This is a genomic window from Facklamia sp. 7083-14-GEN3, assembly GCF_024742075.1.
Taxonomy (GTDB): domain Bacteria; phylum Bacillota; class Bacilli; order Lactobacillales; family Aerococcaceae; genus Facklamia.
In genome coordinates this window covers 423,412-447,302 of record NZ_JANSGD010000001.1, presented here as the reverse complement: position 1 = coordinate 447,302, position 23,891 = coordinate 423,412, and the positions used below count along the sequence as shown (strand labels likewise).

The window sequence follows — 23,891 nt, the reverse complement described above, 5'->3', positions numbered from 1 at the left end:
CTCCTATCTCATCTTGCTAAAATTTTACAGCAAGTCTTGCCTTAGCAACATTCTTCTTGTTAATTTCAAGTTCTTTGGTGACTGTTTTAATTTGGACTTTCAATAAGTAATAATCTTCTGTCACATCTAAAAGAACGCCCTCGTGTTGTTTTTCACCATATTGAGGGGCATAGTAATCAAAGTGAACATATTCACCAATAGCTGATCGAATTTGTTCTTCATTTTTTAAAGGCCTTTCAGCACCTGGTGAGGAAACTTCTAAAAAGTAAGCTGCTGGAAAGGGATCTGGTTTCATAGCGTCTAAGACTTCAGAAATTTTTTCTGAAATTAAAGCACAATGATCTAAATCAATGCCACCTTCCTTATCAGCATAGATACGGAGAAACCAATGCTTTCCTTCTTTTAGATATTCAATATCAACAAGTTGACAATCTAAGGACTCGATAATTGGTTCCACTAGCGGCTGGACTTTATCTATCACAATACTCATCAATTCACCTCTTCATTTATATTTTTATTGAATAATAAAGGAGCGAGCGTTTCCGCCCACTCCTCCTCGAATAATTTGCTAAGTAAAGTATATCACATTCTCAATTAATCAACAAGTTAGAAGAGCGACAGCTGGTCTTCATCTGGTAAATCAGCTAAGACACCATTCTCTTCTAAATATTCCATGATAGTTTTTGAAACTTTGCCGCGTTTTTGTAAGTCTTCTTTAGAAATAAAAGCTGCTTGCTCTCTAGCTTCTACAATCGATTTAGCAGCCCCTGCTCCCAAACCAGGAATTGTTCTAAAAGGAGGAATCAGACTCTCACCATCAATAATAAATTTAGTGGCATCTGATTTTTCCAAATTAATCATTTGGAAAGTTATCCCTCGTTCTAACATTTCATTAGCTAGTTCTAAAACTGTTCGCAAGCTATTCTCTTTTACTGAGGCATCCATTCCCTTGGCCATAATTTCTCTTAAGCGGTGTTTAACCATTTCTTTGCCTTGATGCATAGCAATGATATCAAAGTCTGATGCTCTTACTGAAAAGTAAGCTGCATAATAAAACTTTGGATAGTGAACCTTAAAGTAAGCCACCCTTAGAGCCATCATGATATAAGCCGCCGCATGGGCCTTAGGGAACATATACTTAATCTTTAAGCAAGAATCGATATACCATTCTGGTACATTATTTGCTCGCATTTCAGCTTGCCAATCATCTGGAATCCCCCGTCCTTTACGTACATGCTCCATTATTTTGAAGGCTAAGGAATCTTCTAATCCATATTGCATGAGTGTCACCATGATATCATCACGACAGCCAATTACCTTGGCTAAGGGAACAATGTTCTTTTGAATCAATTCTTCAGCATTGCCTAACCAAACATCCGTCCCATGAGAAAGGCCTGAGATTTGTAATAATTCTGCAAAGGTAGATGGCTTGGTCTGATTCAGCATCCCTCTAACAAAATTCGTTCCAAATTCTGGCACTCCTAAAGTACCCGTATCAGAAAAAATTTGCTCTTTAGTCACACCCAAGGCTTCAGGACCTGAGAACAAGGACATCACATCAGGATCTGAGAAAGAAATATCTTTGGGATCAATGCCTGAAATATCCTGTAAGAAACGAATCATGGTCGGATCATCGTGTCCTAAAATATCTAGTTTCAACACATTGTCGTGAATGGAATGGAAGTCAAAGTGAGTTGTTTGCCATTCTGAATGAATATCTTCTGCTGGAAATTGAACGGGCGTAAAATCATAAACATCCATATATTCTGGAATAACAATAATACCACCTGGGTGTTGACCGGTTGTTCGTTTAACCCCTTCGATTCCTTTGGCTAGACGTTCTTTTTCTGCTTGAGGCACTTGGGTCATGGTATTTTCTAAATAACCCTTTACATATCCAAAAGCGGTTTTTTGTGCAACAGTGGATATCGTTCCCGCACGAAATACATGGTCTTCACCGAATAAGACCTTAGTGTATGCATGAGCTTGCGGTTGATATTCCCCAGAGAAGTTAAGATCAATATCAGGAACCTTATCTCCTTTAAAACCTAAGAAAGTCTCAAAAGGTATATCTTGTCCGTCTCGTTTTAATTCTTTACCACACGATGGACAGGTTTTAATCGGTAAATCAAATCCTGATCCAACTGAACCATCCGTAAAGAACTCGTTGTAATGACAGTCCGGACAATAATAGTGTGGGGCTAAAGGATTGACTTCCGTTATTCCAGTCATAGTCGCTACAAAACTGGATCCTACCGAACCCCTTGATCCAACTAAATAACCATCTTGGTTCGATTTTAAAACCAACTTTTGCGAAATTAAATAAATAACAGCAAAACCATTAGAAATAATCGAATTTAATTCTTTTTCTAACCTTTTTTCAATTAATTCTGGTAAAGGATTTCCATACATTTCATAGGCCTTACCATAAGCTAAATCACGAATTTTTTGATCGGATCCTTCAATGTTTGGGGTAAATAGTTTTGAGTGGATGACTTCTATATCATCTTCCACCCAATCAGCTATTTTATTGGGATTAGTGACTACTAGTTCATAAGCCAACTCTTCTCCCATGAAAGAAAACTCTTCTAACATTTCATTAGTCGTTCTAAAATGCAGAGGTGGAAAATGTAGGTCGCGATTGGCATTTCTTTTTAAAGACTTCAATAATATTTCACGGTAAATAGAATCTCTTTCTTCTAGATAATGAACATCCCCGCTAGCTACCAATAACTTGTTATGTTCTTTAGCTAGTTTAACCATTCCTTGCATGATTTTAAACAAATCTTCTCGTGATCTAATCAAAGTCTCTTCAATCAAGGTGTCATAGACTGAAGGAGGTTGAATTTCTAAGTAATCATAATATCCCACTAGGTCACTGGCTTCTTGATAACCTTTTTGCATCAAAGTTGTAAAAACTTCACCATTGGAACAGGCAGAACCAACCAGTAAATTTTCTCGATACTGATTTAATACAGAACGCGGAATTCTGGGTTCGCGATAGAAGTATTCCACATTGGAAATAGAAATCAGTTTAAAGAGATCTTTAAGACCTGCTTGATTTTTTGCAATGAGTGTAGCGTGAAAAGGACGTACCTGCTTATATGCGTCTCCTTTACCCATCTCTCGATTTAATAGATGATGATGAGTCATTTGAAATTGATCATTTGCTTGTTCTAATAGTTTAAATAAGATATGCCCTGTTGTTTCCGAATCATAAATAGCTCGATGGTGTTGCTCGAGATTAATACCGTAATGCTTTGCAAGATTATTCAATCGGTGCCCCTTCATATGAGCATTAACTAATCTTGATAAGGCAAGCGTATCAATCACAGGTAACTCGCTCATCGGAATACCGTGTCGAACATAGGCTTGATTTAGAAAGCCCATATCAAAGGAAGCATTGTGTGCCACCAAAATTGTATCCTGGGTAAAGGCCAAAAATTGATCAACGACTTCCTTTTCACTAGGAGCCCCTTCTAACATGGCATCAGTAATCCCAGTCAGTTCTGTCGTAAAGGATGATAGAGGGTGACCTGGATTAATAAAGGCCTCGAAGGTATCAATTACATTCCCTTTGTGCATTTTAACAGCAGCTAATTCAATCATCCGATCATAAACAGAAGATAGACCAGTCGTTTCCACATCAAAAACGACATAATTAGCTTCAGAAAGATCAAGGTTACTTTCATTATAAGCAATGGCCTCACCGTCATTAACAATATTAGCTTCAATACCGTAAATAACCTTGATATCGTTTTCTTTCCCAGCATAATAAGCTTCTGGAAAAGCTTGAGCGCCTGAGTGGTCGGTAATTGCAATGGCTGAATGTCCCCATCTAGCCGCTGTTTTAATATAATCTGAAACAGTATTAGTCGCATCCATTTGAGACATATTAGAATGCAAATGTAGCTCTACTCTTTTTTCACCTTCAAATGTATCTTGACGTTTGGTAGGGTTTAATTTACGAATTGAACGAGGCCTAAAATCCAATTCGCCTGAATAATTATCTGGAACCATATCCCCTTCCATTCTTAGCCAGTCTCCTATTTGAAACTGATTAATTTGTTCTTTACTTAAACGACGACCAGAAATTAACTTGACGGCCACAGAGGAAGTATAATCGGTTACTTTCAATATGGACAAAATTTCTCCCGAACGTAAGTCACGTATATCGTTGGCAAAAACATAACCTTCAATTACTTGCTTATATTGGTTTTCTGGTAAGTCGATAATAGGGGTAGCTGCAATATTAGGAATATCTTTCCCTACTGGTTTGATATCACTAGTATTGGCTGATTGCTTTTGCTTTTCTTGTTTTTTCTCTTCATTTTCAATCGCTTCAAGCAAATTTTGGTGATCCAATTCTTCTAAACGCTGCTTAGTTTTTTGATGAGTCGCATCGCTTAGCGCTTGGTCAACATAGTAAGTAATTTTTATTTCTTTAAAACCTACTTGATTAAAGCGACTTTTAATTACTTGATCATATTTATTGTCAAACGTATCCACTTGACTTTGACTCGCCAAACCTATTTCAAGCAACTGTGTACTGGCATCATAGGAAATGGAAGCATCTTGCAAACAAGCCCTTAAAAAAGGTGTTTCATTCATAATTACGGTTTTAATTTTTTCCCAATAATCTTCAATCAACTGACTATTATTAGTTTCGTCCGTATCAAAGTGCCACCATATTTCGGTTTCTACTATTGAAGAAAAAGCCTGACGCATACTAGTCATTAAGAGGTAATAAAGATCTGGGTGAATCCGTTGTGGAAATTTTAAATGGAAATTCCACCGTCGGCTGTCTGCAAAAACTTCCACTTGGTCAATTTGACCCCCTGCTAATACACTTAGAATGTCTGGATCAGTAATATTAAGTTGCTCCAATAAAACATCGAATAAAGTCTTTTCTTTGCTCATATGAATCCTTTCCTTTTACTTAAAAAAATCCCCGTAAAAGACAGGGATTTTATTTCTAGAAAAATGCTCGCATAATATCATTCCAAGTAACTGCAATCATCAAAATTAATACCAAAACGACACCTACCATGGTAACTATCCCTTCTTTTTCTTGACTGAGTGGTTTACCTCTAACCAATTCAACCAAATTCAAGACGATTTTTCCGCCATCTAGGGCCGGTATTGGTAATAAGTTAACTATACCAAGATTGGTAGATAAGGAAGCAAGGAATGCAATAATATCGATTAAGCCCTCATTAGCTACCGTACTAGTCGCTTGTGCCATTGCCACAGGTCCTCCTAACATATTTAAATCAAACCCGCGTGAAAATAATGTGGCTAAAGCCGAGAGCACCATAATAAAGGTACGATAGGTGGCTGTAAAACCAAACGCCAAACGATCTTTAATTGATGTCGATTGACCGATTGTAATTCCTAACGATCCATATCCCAATTCATTCTCTTCCAATTGGAGTTCTTTTTCAATGACTTGGTCTTGTCTTTGAATTTCTAATTGAACGGTCTCATTAGGGTATTTGGCAATTAAATCTACTAAACCTTGCCAATCTTTAGTCGCTTGTGTATTGACTTTAGTAATTCGATCTCCAGCTTGCAAACCAGCTCCAGCAGCAGGACTCCCTTCAACCACTTGACCTATCTGGTTAGTATTAGTAGGAATACCTGGAAGCAGTAAACCGACAATCGCAAAAGCCACAATCGACAAAATGAAGTTATTAAGTGGGCCACCAAAGTTAGTGAGAATCTTATTCCAAACGGGAACTGATTCATAACGAGTCGCTAAGGGCGCTACACGAATAATAGTACCATCTTTTTCAATGATTTCTGCTTGAGGATGGACATGATAGGTTTTAAGAACTTCTTCCCCTTGCTCATAAACGTCCAAGGTCATCTCATTAACTAAATCGGCCTTATCTAATCGAACAGGTAGTTCATTGATATCACTAGTCTCACTGAGGTTAATTTTAATAACGTCATTTTGCTCATTAAAAGATAAACCTAAAGATTGTCCCGGTTGAACTTCAGCTTCTTCATTCAAACCAGCTAAACGAACATAACCTCCCATAGGTAAAGCACGAATGGTATAGGTTGTTCCATCTTTAGCCTGTTTAGAAAAGATTTTAGGCCCCATACCCAGCGAAAATTCTCTTACTAAAATACCCGCTCTTTTAGCCCAATATAAATGACCAAATTCATGAATAATCACAATAATCGAAAAGATAATTAAAAAAACTAAAATTGTTTTTAACATCGCTTACTCCATTTCTAATTAAATACCTAAAAAATTATTCCAGACAACAAACATGATGCTAGCAAATATTGTTGAATCAAATCGATCCAATACTCCCCCATGTCCTGGAAGTAATTTACCGGAATCCTTTACTCCAAAGTCTCTTTTATAAGCAGATTCTACTAAATCACCAAACTGACCTGCTATAGAGATAAGAATAGTTAAAAAACCAAGATATTGTGGATTTTTTATTTCTACTGTGAAAAAGAGACTATAAATACTAGCCACCACAAAGGCAGTAGCTATACCTCCCAAAGCTCCTTCTACTGTTTTGTTGGGACTTATTCTTGGAGCAAGCTTATTTTTACCAAACTTCCTACCAATTAAATAAGCTCCTGTATCCGTTGACCAAATCACCAAGAGAACATAAAGAATGGTCGTTAATCCAAGATCTCTAATCATAATTAAATAGCGAAAGCCAAAACCTATATAGAGAGATGCAAAAATTAAGGTAGACGCATCCACAAAATTAAACCGTTGATAATTATAAACCGTCAAAATTAATAATAACATTCCTGCTAAATAAAAAATCATCAAGGGGTCAGCCTCAGAAAAGATCGGACCAAAATATTTTTCTGGTAAAAGAACCGAAGCCAAGGCTAAAGTTGATATTATTCCTATTTCATTTAAATAATCAATTTTTTTCATCTCAGCCATTTCATACAAGGCAACTGCTCCCAACAACATTATACAATAGCTAAACCATTTCCCACCAAGGATGACAAATGGTAGATAAATAGAGATCCCAATAATCGCTGTAATGACTCTTTGTTTCACTATGATCCCTACTCCTTTCTAACATTTAAGAAATTTTTCCAAATCTTCTCTGTCTTTTATTATAGGCTGCAATCGCTTGGTCAAAATCGTCGGTCGAAAAATCGGGCCATAATACATCAGTAAAATAAAATTCACTGTAGGCTAATTGCCATAATAAAAAATTACTGAGTCTTATTTCCCCGGAAGTCCGGATCATCAAGTCTGGATTTGAGTAAGGCTTAAGATGTTGAGTCATTAAATATTGATCAACTAAGTCTTCAGTAATTTCTTCTGATTTTATTTCGTTTCTAAAAACAGCTTGACTGATGTCTTGAATGGTCTGAACAATTTCTTGACGCCCGCCATAATTTAAAGCAATGTTTAAAATTAAACCAGTGTTATCTTGCGTTTTTTCTACCGCTCGATTTAGAATTTTCTTAGTATCTTCAGGCAAACGATCAGCATTTCCAATATAGGTGACTTTAACATTATTTTTCATTAATTCAGGCATGAAAGAATCGAAAAAATCTTTTGGCAAAGCCATTAAATAATTAACTTCATCCTTAGGACGTGCCCAATTCTCGGTTGAAAAGGCATAAACTGTTAATACTTTAATATTAAGTTGATGCGCACGAATGGTAATTTTTTTGATGGTCTCGACACCCTTTTTATGGCCCATCACTCGAGGTAAAAGACGCTTTTTGGCCCAGCGGCCGTTGCCATCCATAATAATTGCAACATGGTTAGGAATTTTCATATTATCTAAATTCATGGTTGTTTCCTTTCACTAGCATAAATACCTTTTAATTATAGCAGAAAGAAATTATATATTAAAAGAAAACTCGCCCTAGTTAATTATTCAAAAATTGAAATTTACTCATAATAAAAAATCAAGTCAAGACCTCTTGACTTGATTTATGGTCAATTTTTAGTTATTTCTGATTTCATCTTCTTTAACTGAAGTTAAACGATCAATTTCTTTGGTCGCATTGTCAGTTAATTGCTGAATATCTTTTTCATAACGTTTCAATTCGTCTTCAGTAATTTCACTATCTTTTTCAAGTTTCTTTGCTTCATCCATTGCATCACGACGAATATTTCTTACTGAAACTTTTGCATTTTCTTGCTCTTTACCGATGACTTTAACTAATTCTTCGCGTCTTTCTTTTGTTAAAGCAGGAATTACAAGACGAATAACTTCACCGTCATTTGTAGGAATAATACCTACATCACTCATCATGATTGCACGCTCAATATCTTGGAGCGAACCTTTATCATAGGGTGAAATGACTAACATTCTTGCTTCAGGTGTATTAATTGAAGCTAATTGATTTAAGGCAGTCGGTGTCCCATAATATTCAACCATTACACGATCTAAAATACTGGCATTGGCAACACCTGCGCGAATGGTTCCTAATTCACGTTGAAAAGCATCAATTGATTTTTGCATACGGCTTTCAGTGTTTTTTAACATAGTATCAGCAGCCATTTTCTTCCTCCTATAAATTATATAGTTGCTTAATTATAGCATATTTTAAAAAAATATAAAAAGCTAAATCTAATCTTGCTTATTCCCAACAGTTGTTCCGATGTTTTCACCGAGAACAACACGCTTAATATTACCAGGTTCGTTTAAGTTAAAAACAACTAATGGAATATTGTTATCCATAGACAAGGAAGAAGCAGTAGAATCCATTACTTTCAAGCCCTTAGAAATCACATCTAAATGCGTTAAATTTTCAAACTTAGTAGCGGTATGGTCGGTTTTTGGATCCGCACTGTAAACCCCGTCGACATTATTCTTAGCCATTAAAATAACATCCGCTTCAATCTCAGCTGCTCTTAAAGCCGCAGTGGTGTCCGTTGTAAAATAAGGATTGCCGGTACCACCAGCAAAAATGACTACTCGACCCTTTTGAAGGTGACGAATCGCACGTCTACGAATATAAGGCTCAGCTACAGCACGCATCTCAATTGATGTTTGAACTCTTGAAGGAACATCAAGATTTTCTAGAGCATCTTGCAATGATAAAGCATTCATTACAGTTGCTAGCATTCCCATATAATCTGCCTGTGCCCGGTCCATTCCCATTTCAGCGCCAATTGAACCACGCCAGATATTTCCCCCACCTACAACGATGGCTATTTCAATGCCTAATTGGTGAACTTCTTTAAGTTGTTGCGTGATTGAACGTACTGTGGCAGGATCAATTCCAAATCCATTTTCACCTGCTAAAGCTTCTCCACTCAGTTTTAGAATCGCTCTTTGATATTTTGTTTTAACCATCTTTTCACCCTTCTTTTCCTTTAAAAAGACCCCAGCAAAAACTGGGGTCCTTATTAATACTTTTAATTACTTGCCCATTTGAGCTGCTACTTCTTCAGCAAAATTATCTTTACGTTTTTCAATTCCTTCTCCAACTTCAAAACGTACATAATCTGTAACTTTACCGCCTTTACCGCCAACATAATCAGCAACTTTTTGATCGCCATCTTTAACAAAAGCTTGTTCATTTAATACGATTTCGCTATAGAACTTGTTCATGCGGCCTTCAACAATCTTGTCGACAATCTTTTCAGGCTTTCCTTCGTTTAATGTTAACTCACGTTGAACAGTTTTTTCGCGTTCAATCACTTCAGCATCAACATCTTCACGATTTAGATATTTAGGATTGATTGCCGCAACGTGCATGGCAACATCTTTTGCAACTTCTTCATCTTTAGAATCTGAAACAACAGTTAAGACACCAATACGTCCTCCTTGGTGAGAATATTCACCGAAGACATCGTTATCACCTTTATTTAAAAGAGCAAAACGACGGAAAGAAAGTTTTTCTCCTATTACAATGGTTGATTCTGTAATTAATTCAGCAATTGTTTTTCCGTTAACTTCCAAGGCATTAGCTGCTTCCATATCGGCTGGTTTGCCTTCAGCAACAGCTTTTACAATATCGTTAACTAATTTAACGAACTTGTCATTTTTTGAAACAAAATCTGTTTCAGAGTTTACTTCAACTAATGCAGCAGTATTTCCATCAATATAACTTGCAGTTAAACCTTCTGCAGCGATACGGTCTGCTTTCTTAGCAGCCTTTGCAAGTCCTTTTTCACGTAATAAATCGACTGCTTTATCCATATCTCCATCAACTTCAACTAAGGCTTTCTTAGCATCCATCATTCCAACACCAGTCATATCACGTAATTCTTTTACTTGTTTTGCAGTTACATTTGCCATCTATAAAATCCTCCTTGGAAATATCATTAAATAATATGCTACCTTAACTATTATATCAAAATTATTTAACTTGCTAAAGTCTAATATGAGTATTTTCATAAAAAAGCTGTCTAAAAGGTGCTTGGCAACTTTTGACAGCTTTTCTTAATTTATTTATTCAGCTTCAGTCGCTTGAGTGCTTTCAGCTTCTTCTTTTGATTCTGTATTTTCTTCTTTGTTATCAAATAAGTTATCAAAGAATTCGCTGTCACCTTGCTCATCAGTATCAACATCAATTTGACCTTGATTTGCTTCGATTGTTGCTTCAGCCATAGATGTTGTAATTAATTTAATGGCACGAATTGCATCATCGTTTGCTGGAATCACATAGTCAATCTCATCTGGATCACAGTTGGTATCTACCATCGCAACGATTGGAATATTCAATTTACGAGCTTCTTGAACCGCAATACGCTCTTTACGAGGGTCTACAATAAAGATTACGTCAGGAATTCTAGGCATATCTTTGATACCGCCTAAGAATTTCTCTAAACGATCCCACTCTTTACGTAATTCACCGACTTCTTTTTTAGGAAGAACATCGAATGTTCCATCAACTTCCATTTGCTCTAAAGCTTTTAGACGACGAATACGTCCTTGAATAGTATCCCAGTTTGTCAATAATCCACCTAACCAACGATGGTTAATGTAGTATTGTCCAGCTCTTTCAGCTTGTTCTTCAATTGCTTGTTGTGCTTGCTTCTTAGTTCCTACAAACAAAGCAACGCCACCATCAGCAACTGCATCGCGCATGAAATTATAAGCTTCATCTACTAACTTAACAGTTTTTTGTAAGTCGATGATATAGATACCGTTACGTTCTGTAAAGATGTAACGTTTCATTTTAGGGTTCCAGCGACGTGTTTGGTGTCCAAAGTGTACACCAGCTTCTAACAATTGTTTCATTGAAATAACTGCCATAATATAATCTCCTTTTGGTTTTGTATTTTCCTCCGCTAGTTTCATTTAGTTATTAGACTCGTGAGAGCACCCTAGTAACTATCCACTAACGTGTGAATTGTGCCTAAGCACTCTTAATAATATAAGCTATTTGATAGAAAATTGCAAATGAAATTTTACTTTTAAAATATTTTAATCTAATTTTACTTTTATCGTTCATTCATTTGCTCTATAGCTCACTATTCAGCTAAACTAAAACCTAGGAGGTGTCAGCATGTCATCATTATTTACTTATTTAGATAAATATGGTCAATTAAGCTTTCAAGAAGAACCCTTTAATGAATTAGACGCGGCTATTATCTTAGAGCTAACCTACCTCCCCATCGATCGTTTTTTCAATGATTCAATGGATTTTAAAGATGGATTATCTTTTAAGCACCTAGCTAAACTTTACCAACCTTTTGATCGATATTATCAAGAAAATGACCAAACAATGGCCAATCCATTCAGAAGTCAACTAATTAAAAAAATTGGTGATTATCTTCGTTTTAAAAACTTAAGAATTAGTGGCTTTTTAAACTCAATAGATATTAAATTAGAAACTCAATCAGCCTTTCTATTAGTAGATCTGGGAAATAATTATTTATTCGTTTCTTTTCGTGGCACAGACGACATGATCGTGGGATGGAAAGAGGACATCATCCTCACTTACCAATCATCCATTCCGGCACAAATTATCGCTAGTCAATACCTTGAAAAAGTCATTCAAGCTCATCCAACCTGTCATTTAATATTAGGGGGACATTCTAAAGGGGGCCACTTAGCTCTATACGCAGCGAGTCAAATGTCTTCCGAGGCCATTGATCAGATTAAAATAATTTACAGTTTAGATGCTCCAGGATTTCATACCGTTAACTTGCGTCAAGATAAAATGAAACGGGTGAACCAAAAGCATATCCGTATTATTCCTGAAGATAGTATTATTGGGAATTTACTTTTTCATGATCGTAAAGCCATTATTATAAAAAGTAAGAAGCGTGGGTTCATGCAGCATAATCTAGCGAATTGGCAAATTGATGGTAAACAATTTGAACGGGCGAAGCAATTAACAATTACTAGCCAAAGTATTAATAAAATTAATAAGAACTGGATTTTGCGAAATTCTCCTGCCAATCGTAAACGGATTGTGTCTGCTATTATTGATCTAATCGATGCTTGTGAAGCTGAATCGATTAATCAATTAATCAACCAACCAACCTATTATCTTAATAAAGTTCATAACCGGTTTAAACAATTTGACCCATCCTTGCAAAAGGATCTACGTGATTTTTTCAAACAGTATATTCAATTTTTTAGAAATGAACTAAGACAGTATCATTTAATGAAACTCAATCAATCCGTTCTGGAAGCGCGAAAGAATTTTAAACAAATGGTAAAATTATTTTATGGTACCTTTAGCAGCGATAAAAAAAACTCCTATTCTGATAAATAACAGAATAGGAGTTTTTTTATTTTTTAGACCTCGGAGGGCCCAAAATTTCAGACCATATAATGGCTTCTTTTAGTTGGTTGGAATGATTCGTAGAATCTTCTCTGGAAGTTAATCGTTGAACCTGCATCGGCTGACTAAATTCTGCCAACTCTTCACCTTCAATAATGAATTGCTCCATTTCATAATCCATATCTGAAAAATCATGGAAATCATCCGTTACAGTAGAGGAAGGTTTGTTAAGGTCTAGCTGAATTTTTTCTTCTTGATTTTCGATTACTAAATCTTCGAAATAATTTGCGATTTCTAGAAGTTTTTCACGATTTGGATGATAGGCAGATAATTGAATAGCTTTATCTTTAACTGCTTTAGGACCTTTTTCAATCAATTGATTTACTTGATTTTTTAAATCCTTGGAGAAATATCGAATATCATTACGATATTTTCTTTTTAAACGGTCAATTGTTTGTGAATCTACATTATTCTTATCTGCTTGAATCTCATCAATTTCCGATTTGAATGCCTTATCAGATTCTTCATCAGTCTCAAAAAAACTATCGAGACTTGGATAGTTTTCAGAATCAATTGGTGTTTCTATTTGATCAAGACTTTGAAACATTTTATCCTTTATGGAATCCAATGAACCAGTATTACGATTCATTTTTTTAAATTTTGAACCAAAATAGTTGATAATAAACCCCAGAATTACTATTTCAAAAAATCCCATTATAATCACTCATTTTCAGTGTTATGCGGCGTACCACTTTTAGCAATCGATTCACGCATTTGTGTATCTGATTGAATATTTTCTAAGTCATAATAGTCTTTAATACCAATACGGCCATTTCGGAAGGCTTCAGCAACAGCTAAAGGAACTTGTGATTCCGCTTCAACTACCTTGGCACGCATTTTCTGAACTTCGGCAATATTTTCTTGCTCTTGAGCAACAGCGACTGCACGACGTTCTTCAGCCTTAGCTTGAGCAATCTTTTTGTCTGCTTCCGCTTGATCTGTTTATAATTTAGCACCGATATTACGTCCAACGTCAACGTCAGCAATATCAATTGAAAGAATTTCAAAGGCAGTTCCTGAGTCTAAACCTTTTCTAAGGATTGTTTGCGAAATGGAATCAGGATTTTCTAATACAATGGAGTGAGTGGAAGCTGAACCTACGGTAGTTACAATCCCTTCGCCAACACGGGCAATAATTGTTTCTTCACCCGCACCCCCTACTAAACGTTCGATGTTGGCACGTACAGTAACTTTGGCTTTGGCTTTCACCTCAATACCATCCATGGCAACACCTGCAATAACCGGTGTTTCAATCACTTTTGGATTGACTGAAACTTGAACCGCTTCAAAAACATTTCGTCCTGCTAAATCAATGGCTGCAGCTTGTTCGAACTCTAAATCAATATTCGCACGTTGGGCAGCTATCAAAGCATCGACTACTTGGTTAACGTCTCCTCCTGCTAAGAAGTGAGCTTCTAATTGATCGGTTGTAATCGGTACACCGGCTTTAGTAGCTTTAATTAAAGGGTTGACGATATAAGCAGGCTTTACCCTTCTTAAGCGCATTCCAATTAAATCACCTATTGAAACTTTGGCGCCAGAAAAATAAGCAGTTACCCATAAGCCAATCGGAACAAATCTTAAGAAAACAGAGATTAAGAAAATTAGTAATAAAATAATTACTACAGTCATCACTATGGGGGACCCTTCATCCAGATAAAAATTATCCATTCATTTCGCTCCTTACGTAAATTTTTTTGTCAACAACTTTGACGATTTTAATCGGTTGGTTAGCAGCTATCATCTCTTCTAGACTATAGGCTTCATAGTAATGATCATCTACTTTTATTTTACCAACTGGCCTTAAGCCTCCAACTGTAATTCCTTCTTTGCCAATTAAGCTTGAAAGATATGTAGAATCCTTAGACTCCGAATTGGAATTCGCATCTTTATTGATTGATTTATCCAATATAAAATCGGGACTAAACTGAAGATTATAGCCCATTTTATTAAAAATTAAAAATAAAATGAGAACAATCGCTAAACTAACTATTACAATTAAAGTTACAATCGATAAATCTTGGAATTTTAGCCATAACCCTAAAATAAAAGCAATTAAGCCAACTGAACCTGTTAAACCTAAATCTGGAATATATACTTCAAGAATCAGCAACAAAACCCCAATCATAAAGATTAAATAGTGCAACATTGCTGGACCTTCTATCCCAAAAAATACGGAAAAAAGAACTGCTGAAATTAACCATAACAGCCAGGTCCAGCGAGTATATAATGATACAACTAAAGCACTAATTGCTAGAAAAAAACTTATAAGCATTAAACCACCTCCTTTATCTAAATTATATCATGAAATTGCTTCCATTAGTAGTAAAATCGCTAAGACTCAAGTCTAATATTTAAAAAGAAAATGGCTGAAATAAATTTTTAAAAATTTAAACCCTCCTAAAAATTAGGAGGGTTTATTACATTAATTAGAATTATGATCAGTTTGTTCGTTATCGTCGGAAACTTGTTTAAAGGAATCGTATTTCGCAATATGTAATAGTTTTTGTCTTTCTTCATAGGAGTATGTCTCACGCTCTAAAACATCACGCTTAATTATTTTGTAAATAGCGGAAGCTAGCGGAACACCAAGCAACATACCTGCTACTCCATATAGGCCACCACCTATGGTTACAGCGAATAAAACCCACATTCCTGGCAATCCTATGGATCCCCCAACAACTCGAGGATAGATAACGTTTCCTTCAAATTGCTGAACAAGAATGATAAAGATGATAAACCACAAGGCTTGAGGCACTGATTGAACGGAAATCAATAAAGCACCTATAGCTCCTGAAATATAGGCCCCTAGCATAGGAACCAAGGCAAAGAAACCAGTCAAGGAGCCAATCATACCAGCATAAGGAAATCTAAAAATCCACATACCCACGGTTACTAAAAAGCCTAAAATTATTGCTTCTATAACAGAACCTGTAAAGAAATGTTTAAATGAATCGTTTAAAGTTGTTAATACATAAAAAATTCTACGAGATACCGGCTTACTAGTATAAGTGGTAACGATTCTTAAAAATTGGTCCATTAATTTTTCTTTAGATAGTAGTAAATAAATGGAGAAAATAAATGCTAATACCCCATTGATAATGATAGAAGTTAAAGATCCTACAGTGGAGAGGGTGGTATTTACTACACCTGTAATAAAGCGATTTCCCATATCTTGAATATTATTAAGAATATCTGTCCAATTTATTTCAAATCGATCTAAGAACTCCATCGATTCTGATGGCAACATTCTCTCAAGATTGGTAACCGCCTCTTCTATACGTGTAATTTGAAAGGGAACAGCAGTAATAAACTCTGTGATTACATTATACACTTGTGGTAAGACTAAACCCAGGACAAATAACAATACCAGAATAATTGTCACGAGAGACAAAAGAATAGCGATTGGCCGTCGGTAAGGTTTAATCCAACTTTTATCTGAGGCTTTTTTTAGTAGCTCTTCAAAACGGACCATTAAGATATTTAAAACATAAGCAATTGCAAGTCCAGAAAGAATCGGTAAGAATACTTGACCTAAACGATTAATCCACGAAAAAATTACATCATAATTAAAAATTGCTAAGACTAAACCAGCAATTAATAAGATATAGCGGACAACAATTTTATCTAATTTGTCGATTTGTTTCAAAATCACTTCCCCTTTCTTATGCATTCTATTCTAGCATCTTTCAGTCCTTTTTACACTAGAAAGTAGGCATATTTTTGCTAGATTAGCAAAATAAAAAAGGCCTTGAAATAGTATCAAGGCCTTTAATTATCATAACAAAAATTTGATTAGAAGATTCGGTTATTAACTATCAGATGTTAGTCCTTCAAATTCCAAATGATCATTAACAAAATCGACTTTTACAAGTGAATTCGGCAGAATATCACCTGCTATAATCGCTCTAGCTAATGGATTCTCCAATTCTTTGGTGATAAAACGTAAGAGCGGACGTGCCCCATAAATCGGATCGTATCCTTTATCAGCTAGCCAATTGATGGCTTCTGAAGTTAATTGGAGTTCTATTTCTTGATAAGCCAAACGATGACGCAAATCTTGTAAGAATTTCTCTACTACACCTTGTAAATCTTCTCGAGTTAGAGGTTTAAATAGAACGACATCATCAATTCGGTTGAGAAATTCAGGTTTAAAGTGGTTGCTCAAAGCTTGATTCACCTGTTTTTCCACTTCAGGTAGAATTTCTCCCTCATCACTCACTCCTTCTAATAATAAATGAGAAGCAATATTAGAGGTCATGATTAAGACAGTATTTTTGAAGTCTACCACCCGGCCTTTGGAATCAGTCAGACGGCCATCATCTAAAACTTGTAAAAGTATATTAAAGACATCTGGATGGGCTTTTTCAATTTCGTCTAATAAGACAATAGAATAAGGACTACGTCTTACGGCTTCTGTTAATTGGCCACCTTCTTCATAACCGATGTATCCTGGAGGTGCTCCGACTAAACGAGAGACGGAATGCTTCTCCATGTACTCAGACATATCGATTCGAACCATGTGGTTCTCATCATCAAATAAAACTTCGGCCAAGGACTTGGCTAATTCAGTTTTACCAACACCGGTTGGACCTAAAAAGAGGAAGGAACCGATTGGTTTTCGTGGATCTTGTAAACCAGCTCTTGATCTTAGGATAGCTTGACTAACTTTTTCAACTGCTTCATCTTGCCCCATCACTCTTTGATGAAGTGTTTGATCCAAGTGCATTAACTTGGTTCTTTCTCCTTCTACTAAGCGGCTGACCGGAATACCGGTTAATCTTTCAACCACTTTGGCAATTTCAACGTCAGTAACACGTTCTTGAGTTAAACGTTCTGTATCAGACTGTAAAGTCTCTTCTGCTTTAGACTCTAGCTCTTTTAATTCTTGCTCTAAATGCGGGATTTCACCGTGTTGTAAGCGAGCCGCAGTTTCAAGATCATAATTACTCTGAGCTTCTTCTAATTGTCTGCGAGCATTATCTAAGGCTTCACGCTTTTCTCTTAAATCATTAGAAGCTTCCTTTTCCACTTCCCAACGCATTTTGAGTTGGTTGGCTTCTTCTCTTAAATCGGCCAATTCTTCTTGAAGATTTTCTAAACGTTTCTTAGAAGCCTCATCAGATTCTTTTTTCAAGGCAGCCTCTTCAATTTCTAATTGCATTAACCGACGGTTGACAGCATCCATTTCGGTTGGCATAGAGTTCATTTCCACGCGAATAGTAGCAGATGCCTCGTCAACTAAATCAATTGCTTTATCTGGCAAGAAGCGATCGGTAATATATCGATGAGATAAAGTTGCAGCGGCCACCAAGGCATTATCATGAATATTGACCCCATGGTGAATCTCATAACGTTCTTTAAGTCCCCTTAAGATAGAGATGGTATCTTCTACCGTTGGTTCTTGGACTAAGACGCGTTGGAAACGACGTTCTAAGGCTTTGTCTTTTTCAATGTTTTCACGATATTCATCGAGAGTTGTAGCTCCGATACAGTGCAATTCGCCTCTTGCTAACATCGGTTTAAGCAAGTTGCCAGCGTCCATCGATCCCTCGGTTTTACCTGCACCGACAATGGTATGAATCTCATCAATAAAGAGTAGAATTCTACCTTCAGATTCTTTTACTTCTTTAAGAACGGCTTTTAAACGTTCCTCAAACTCACCACGGTATTTAGCACCCGCTATCAAAGACCCCATATCCAATGAATAGAGTTCCTTATCTTTCAAGTTTTCTGGTACGTCTTTGCGAACAATCCGATGAGCCAATCCTTCGATAATGGCTGTCTTACCCACACCAGGTTCACCAATTAGGATTGGATTATTTTTTGTTTTTCTAGATAAAATCCGGATAACATCACGAATTTCTTCATCACGACCAATCACTGGATCTAACTTGTTATTTTTAACCGCATCATTAAGATTGGTTGCATATTTATCTAGAGACTCATAAGTCTCTTCTTGATTTTGTGAAGTCACACGATCTCCCCCTCTCAATTTTTCAATTCTTTCTTTTAACATGGACTCACTAATACCCTTTTGATTTAACCATTGGGTCAAAGGATTATTCTTTTGTTTATATAGAGCCAGTAGAATCACTTCAGTCGCTAGGTATTCATCCTTATATTTCTCTGCTATTTGACTGGCGTCATTTAATAACTGAGAAAATCTTTGACTAAAGTGTTGCCCATATTGAATATTTTGACCGGCTACTTGCGGTAATTGGTCAATTTCTTCTTCAATCACAGATTGAAAAGCTGATCGATCAATTCCTATATCTTCATACAATTTTGCGGCATAATGATCTGCTTGAATAAAAATACGCCACAAATGTGGAATATCTATTTCTTGATGTTGTCGTCTAATAGCAATTTGTTGCGCTTCAGCTATGGCACTTTGCATAGTGGTTGTCATTTTTTCTATCATACTCTCACTCCTTAAAGTCAGAATTGGTCAAATTATTTAGTCTAAAATAAAAGCTCTCTCAAAGAGCTTAAATATAGTATAACCTATTGGTCAGTAATGGTCAATAGGTTTGAATGAAAATTTTAAAAATAGATAAACTTCATCTAATTTACTTTAAAAAGTAATTAACTTCCACTTGTATACTATCTAAATCAATCAGCGAATGGTCCTGATAATAATTTGTGATTATCCTTTGACTGTGGTCAATCACATCATTTAATTGATGCCAGTCTGAAAGATCAAGAGAGTGATCTTCGATCAATAGAGCGATTCTTTGTGAGAGTAAATCTTTAATTGTGTCCCTTTCGATACTGATTAACTGTGGAAAGCCACTACGAATATCGGTCGCTATCAATGAGGGTGGTAAGAAAAGAATCAGCTTGAAAACTAACTGATTGATTTGGTCCTGACTAACTTTTTCAATAAAAGAACTTAAATCTACTCGGTGGTCTAACCACTGTTTAGTGTTTTGCAAACAATCACCTTTCTTATTATTCAAAGAAATCCTTTCTTTCTGACGAAGTTTTCTCTACATATTCCCATATTTGATTGGATTCTTTAGTAGAAGCTGCTTTTAAAAAGTTGGCCATCTTAACAATCTCTTTAAATGGAACTTGATGATACGAAGGTTCATGGTTAAAGTAAGTATTTTGACTAAAGGGTTGATTAGCAATTGATTCCACAAAATCTACCGTATCTCGAAAAGGAACAAGTGGATCATTTTCACCATGCCAAATATATAAAGGACGATTGGCAATCTTTTCGGCTTGCTTACTTAAGTCTAATTGGTAGATAATCGCAAATTCTTTTTGTACTTGCTCTAAAAGTTGATTATTAGTCAGATTTTGATTGGATAATTGCTGATTATTTAAAACATTTCGATCAATCATCTTAGAAATATAAGCACTCCCCATTAAGGACACAGCTGCTGAAATAAATGGATGTCTGCTGAGTAAAAGTAGAGTGGTTATCGCTCCCATGGACATACCTGAAACTGCCACAAAACCACCCTCAATTGTCGGTTTAAAATAATCTATCAATAGCGGAAATTCTTCAATGTTCGCACGAAGGGCTAATAAAAAGCCCTGTGATTCTAATGATAATTTGTCGCCTCTTTTACCATGTAAAAACGCATCTGGCATGATTACCCGAAAGCCTTGCCGTGCAATTTCCATACCAAAGTGCAAATGTTCTCCAGCAGAGTTGGTCCATCCATGATAGAAAAAAACAAGGGGAAGTGTTTGATCTACTTTATCACTTGGACAAAGAATCCGACCCGGAATCGGGCCAAAAGGCCCATCTTCAATCACAAAGTCAGAAACTAACACTTTCATTACATCACTCCTAAAGCTATCTTGGCATAGCGTGATAACTTATCTAAGGACCATGGTGGGTCAAAAGTAATAGTAACTTCAACATCCTTTACTTGAGGGACATCTTCAAAAGTTCCATTCAATTCATCTACAATCACATCAGCCATTGGACACATTGGCGTAGTTAAAGTTAATAAAAGTTTTAAAATACCCTCTTCCGTCAAATCTGCTCGATAAATCAAACCTAAATTGATTAAATCCACCCCTAATTCAGGGTCAATCACATTGGATAAATGGTCCACAATCATACGTTCTAGTTCATTTAAACTTTTTGTATCACGCATTTTTTCTAAATCCATTCAAACGCCTCACTTTCTTTATTTCATTTTACCTCAATTCGAGCTTTTAGCCAATAATCATGAATAGTTGCTCTCAAGCTTTCATCTTTGCTATAATCGAAACAATCTTTAAAGGAGGCGAAAGAATGAGCCAACATATGATTGCCATTGATTTAGATGGCACTACATTAAATAATCAATCAAAACTTACTTCTTTAACGATACAAACATTGCAAAAATTAAATCAAATGGGACATTTAGTTTGTATCGTTACCGGTAGACCTTATCGGACCAGTAAAGAAATATATCAAGTCTTAAATATTGCTAGTCCGATAGTAAATTTTAACGGTGCCTATTGTCACTTCCCTGACCAATCCGAATGGTTAGCAAGTTACCATCACGAATTGGATCGCGAAATTGTTTTTGATTTATTTAACCGGCAAGATGAATTAGGCATTCAGTTAATTTGTGCGGAAGGTAAAGAACGTCTCTATACTTCCTCAATGAATCTGCCTGAGTCGCCTTATTATCCAGCAGAGGACTCAAGCTATCAAAAACTTTCTCGTCAAACCCTAATTCACAATCCTATTGCAGTGACACTTTTCACTTCGGAAGCTGATCAAATACCTATTCAAAAGAAAATCATGGCTGCTTACCCCAATCAAGTCTCTGTTCGAACTTGGGGTGGGGAAATACCTGTCCTAGAAGTAGTCAGTAAAAATTTACATAAAGCAGTGGGCGTTAAAAATATTGCTGATTTCTATCATATTCCTCGTCAAAATATTCTTGCCTTCGGCGATGAAGATAATGACATGGAAATGATTGAATATGCTGGACATGGCGTGGCAATGAATAATGCCATCCAACCACTCAAAGAAATTGCTAACGATGTTACTGAGCTTTCGAATGATCAAGATGGTCTCGCTCATTACCTTATCGATTATTTTAACCTGACTTTTAATTAATAAAAAATTTCTTTATTTTTGACTTCGCTTTGGTATAATTTAATTGAAGAGAAATTCTAATCTTTTTATTAAAAGGAGGAGCTATGATGTTGAAGCAACTTTTCAGTTTAAAAACACTAAAAAGCTGCATTAAATCACTCTTTTTAGATAGAAACTCTTCAACTCAGCCTGCATTACTTGGAGGTAAATTCTCTATTAAAATAATTAACTCACATACCCCCTAACCAAATTTTTGGTGGGGGTATTTTATTTTAAGTTAGTAGATGCAGGTACTAATTTGCGAAAGGAGTGTTGGGATTGTCATTAACTCATATTAAAGAGAAAGGTTAAGGTGATCCAATGCTTAAAATGCACGTATCTCGCTACTAGGCGTTATTAGTAATAGGTAAAACAACTCAACTAGAAAAATAATCATAGACTAAAAAAAGAGCAATGGGAATCTTTCCATTGCTCTTTTAGCTTTTTTACATTTCATCGTCTTCATGCTCAATTCGATCATATAATTGATCAAATTCCATCGGCATGTTAAAGAGACTAAAATCTTCGGATTCATCTACTAAAGGTGTGTCTACTTGAACTTGCTTTCTCATAGCTTTTTGTTGATCTCTACTAAAGAAATGTCCTACCACTTTATTAGAACGAATAAAGTTAATGAACGCTTTAGGATCCGTTTGACGAACAGCTTGCTCTAGTGGAAACATTTCATAACGGTTTAAAACAACCATTAAGACATCTCGCTTATCACGCGAGTAGCCACCTTGTCCTTCAAGTATAGTAACTCCTCGAACAATAGACTTATAAATGGCATTGACTACTTCATCAGTATTATTAGTAACTACTAAAGCGGTCAAACGTTGCTCATTGGTATGAATTGCGTCAATTGTTTTAGCTAAAGCATAAATAGACATTAAGGTATAGAGGGCAAATTCCCAATCATATAATAGACCAGAAGCTAAGATAATTAATGAGTTGATGGCAAAACCAATAAAAGCCACATTCATATCAGTAGCACGAGAAATTACCAAAGTAATAATATCAAGACCACCACATGACATACCATATTTAATCGTTATCCCAGAACCAATCCCACAAATCACTCCACCCATAATAGCGTTAAGCAGTGGATTAGAAGAAATAACTGTTAATGGAATCTTATTAGTAGCTAAAGAGGATACAAAAACAACAATTAAGGTCCAAATCGTAAACTGTTTTCCTAATTTAACCCATGAAAGAATAATAATAGGAATATTAAATAGAAAATAAATATTCCCTACTGTCATATAAGGACCTATACCTGGAATATTAACTGCAAAGTAGTTTAAAATTTGCGCTAGACCAGAAGTACCGGACGAGAAAATATTTCCAGGCATTAAAAAAAGTTTTAGACCAATACCAATACATAAGGCAGCCGTTAATGCCACCGTCAATTCAAATAAAAAGTTTAACCAAGGTCTTTGTTGAATATATTCAATGATCAATTCTTTTCTCCTCCATTAAATCATTGGGTTAGCAGATTCGCCTAATTTCTTTTCCAACTCTACTTGCAATGCACGGGCAATACTAGATCCCATAACCAATACTTCATAAATTAAAGTAGGGTCTTGAGTGGCTCTTAATAGGTTACGTAGGTAAATTTCTCCATCCCCCGCTAAATAAAGGTTGTAATAACCTGTTTTGGCTTCGTTTAATTCATTAATAGCTTCCAAAGCTTCAGGACGTTGATTATAGTCTTTTAATAAATGAACATGACGATAAATAATTTGAGCATCCAAATGATCGCCCTTTGTATCTTGAACAATCAATTCTACAACGAGTTTACGTTCTTTATTAACTTTAAACTGAAAGCGATACAGGTGATTTCCATCTTGGATTTCTTGGTAATTAGCTGGTAGTTTCTTTTCATTTAATAAAGCATCGAATTTTTCTTTAAATTCTGACATTCATATCCCTCTTTCCTAACAATAAGTGTAATCGGATTTAGTATATCAAAGTTTGAACTTGAAACAAAGGATTGACTTTCACAATTAAATTGCATAGCTTATAAGTATAATCA

General features: G+C 35.8%; 20 protein-coding genes and 1 pseudogene. 2 read left to right on the top strand and 19 right to left on the bottom strand.

All coding sequences use genetic code 11. The features are described 5' to 3' along the window. Positions 1 to 16 precede the first annotated feature (16 nt). The 9 genes from rimP to rpsB form a co-directional block, all read right to left on the bottom strand. Complete coding sequence (rimP, locus tag NW240_RS02125; RefSeq protein ID WP_258435800.1) at positions 17 to 490, bottom strand: ribosome maturation factor RimP; 474 nt, start codon at positions 488 to 490, stop codon at positions 17 to 19. Between the two features lie 116 nt (positions 491 to 606). After that, on the bottom strand, positions 607 to 4,920 hold the full coding sequence (locus NW240_RS02120; RefSeq protein WP_258435799.1) for a PolC-type DNA polymerase III: 4,314 nt from the start codon (positions 4,918 to 4,920) through the stop codon (positions 607 to 609). A 55-nt stretch (positions 4,921 to 4,975) separates the two neighbouring features. Then, complete coding sequence (rseP, locus tag NW240_RS02115; RefSeq protein WP_258435798.1) at positions 4,976 to 6,229, bottom strand: RIP metalloprotease RseP; 1,254 nt, start codon at positions 6,227 to 6,229, stop codon at positions 4,976 to 4,978. A gap of 18 nt (positions 6,230 to 6,247) precedes the next feature. After that, a complete protein-coding gene (locus NW240_RS02110; protein ID WP_258435797.1) occupies positions 6,248 to 7,045 on the bottom strand; it encodes a phosphatidate cytidylyltransferase in 798 nt (265 codons plus the stop codon). Positions 7,046 to 7,070: 25 nt separating this feature from the next. Then, positions 7,071 to 7,796, bottom strand: coding sequence for an isoprenyl transferase (locus tag NW240_RS02105; protein ID WP_258435796.1), 726 nt, complete (start codon positions 7,794 to 7,796; stop codon positions 7,071 to 7,073). A 156-nt stretch (positions 7,797 to 7,952) separates the two neighbouring features. After that, a complete protein-coding gene (frr, locus tag NW240_RS02100) occupies positions 7,953 to 8,498 on the bottom strand; it encodes a ribosome recycling factor (protein ID WP_396134553.1) in 546 nt (181 codons plus the stop codon). Between the two features lie 84 nt (positions 8,499 to 8,582). Continuing rightward, positions 8,583 to 9,311 (bottom strand): UMP kinase, encoded by a 729-nt coding sequence (gene pyrH, locus NW240_RS02095; protein WP_258435793.1) that lies wholly within the window; start codon positions 9,309 to 9,311, stop codon positions 8,583 to 8,585. A 66-nt stretch (positions 9,312 to 9,377) separates the two neighbouring features. Next, a complete protein-coding gene (gene tsf / locus NW240_RS02090; protein ID WP_258435792.1) occupies positions 9,378 to 10,259 on the bottom strand; it encodes a translation elongation factor Ts in 882 nt (293 codons plus the stop codon). A gap of 153 nt (positions 10,260 to 10,412) precedes the next feature. Beyond that, the gene (gene rpsB / locus NW240_RS02085) at positions 10,413 to 11,219 is read right to left on the bottom strand and encodes a 30S ribosomal protein S2 (RefSeq protein WP_258435791.1); all 807 of its coding nucleotides are present in this window, start codon (positions 11,217 to 11,219) and stop codon (positions 10,413 to 10,415) included. A gap of 253 nt (positions 11,220 to 11,472) precedes the next feature. Here rpsB and NW240_RS02080 point away from each other — a divergent pair, with 253 nt between their 5' ends. After that, positions 11,473 to 12,690 (top strand): DUF2974 domain-containing protein, encoded by a 1,218-nt coding sequence (locus tag NW240_RS02080; protein ID WP_258435790.1) that lies wholly within the window; start codon positions 11,473 to 11,475, stop codon positions 12,688 to 12,690. Between the two features lie 16 nt (positions 12,691 to 12,706). On the opposite strand, the gene NW240_RS02075 is transcribed toward NW240_RS02080, so the two are convergent. The 8 genes and pseudogenes from NW240_RS02075 to NW240_RS02040 all read right to left on the bottom strand — a co-directional run bounded on the left by NW240_RS02075 (position 12,707) and on the right by NW240_RS02040 (position 20,894). Next, positions 12,707 to 13,414: a hypothetical protein gene (locus NW240_RS02075; protein ID WP_258435789.1), complete on the bottom strand. Its 708-nt coding sequence runs from the start codon at positions 13,412 to 13,414 to the stop codon at positions 12,707 to 12,709. 5 nt (positions 13,415 to 13,419) lie between these two features. Continuing rightward, positions 13,420 to 14,391, bottom strand: a pseudogene (gene floA, locus NW240_RS02070) (flotillin-like protein FloA). Positions 14,392 to 14,422: 31 nt separating this feature from the next. Then, a complete protein-coding gene (locus NW240_RS02065) occupies positions 14,423 to 15,034 on the bottom strand; it encodes an NfeD family protein (protein ID WP_258435787.1) in 612 nt (203 codons plus the stop codon). Positions 15,035 to 15,184: 150 nt separating this feature from the next. Continuing rightward, positions 15,185 to 16,432 carry an AI-2E family transporter gene (locus NW240_RS02060; RefSeq protein WP_258435785.1) on the bottom strand — a complete coding sequence of 416 codons (1,248 nt, stop codon included), beginning with the start codon at positions 16,430 to 16,432 and terminating at the stop codon, positions 15,185 to 15,187. Between the two features lie 138 nt (positions 16,433 to 16,570). Further along, complete coding sequence (clpB, locus tag NW240_RS02055; RefSeq protein WP_258435784.1) at positions 16,571 to 19,183, bottom strand: ATP-dependent chaperone ClpB; 2,613 nt, start codon at positions 19,181 to 19,183, stop codon at positions 16,571 to 16,573. Positions 19,184 to 19,331: 148 nt separating this feature from the next. Further along, the gene (locus NW240_RS02050; protein WP_258435783.1) at positions 19,332 to 19,721 is read right to left on the bottom strand and encodes a hypothetical protein; all 390 of its coding nucleotides are present in this window, start codon (positions 19,719 to 19,721) and stop codon (positions 19,332 to 19,334) included. Then, positions 19,714 to 20,556 (bottom strand): serine aminopeptidase domain-containing protein, encoded by an 843-nt coding sequence (locus tag NW240_RS02045; protein ID WP_258435782.1) that lies wholly within the window; start codon positions 20,554 to 20,556, stop codon positions 19,714 to 19,716. The genes NW240_RS02050 and NW240_RS02045 overlap by 8 nt, the downstream gene beginning before the upstream one ends. Beyond that, positions 20,556 to 20,894 carry a metal-sulfur cluster assembly factor gene (locus NW240_RS02040; protein WP_258435781.1) on the bottom strand — a complete coding sequence of 113 codons (339 nt, stop codon included), beginning with the start codon at positions 20,892 to 20,894 and terminating at the stop codon, positions 20,556 to 20,558. Before NW240_RS02040 ends, NW240_RS02045 begins: the two co-directional genes overlap by 1 nt. A 125-nt stretch (positions 20,895 to 21,019) precedes the next feature. Here NW240_RS02040 and NW240_RS02035 point away from each other — a divergent pair, with 125 nt between their 5' ends. After that, positions 21,020 to 21,838, top strand: coding sequence for a Cof-type HAD-IIB family hydrolase (locus NW240_RS02035; protein ID WP_258435780.1), 819 nt, complete (start codon positions 21,020 to 21,022; stop codon positions 21,836 to 21,838). 464 nt (positions 21,839 to 22,302) lie between these two features. On the opposite strand, the gene NW240_RS02030 is transcribed toward NW240_RS02035, so the two are convergent. Then, positions 22,303 to 23,316, bottom strand: a complete 1,014-nt coding sequence (locus tag NW240_RS02030) for a YitT family protein (RefSeq protein WP_258435779.1) — start codon at positions 23,314 to 23,316, stop codon at positions 22,303 to 22,305. 15 nt (positions 23,317 to 23,331) lie between these two features. After that, positions 23,332 to 23,778 (bottom strand): hypothetical protein, encoded by a 447-nt coding sequence (locus NW240_RS02025; protein ID WP_258435778.1) that lies wholly within the window; start codon positions 23,776 to 23,778, stop codon positions 23,332 to 23,334. Between the last annotated feature and the right edge of the window lie 113 nt (positions 23,779 to 23,891).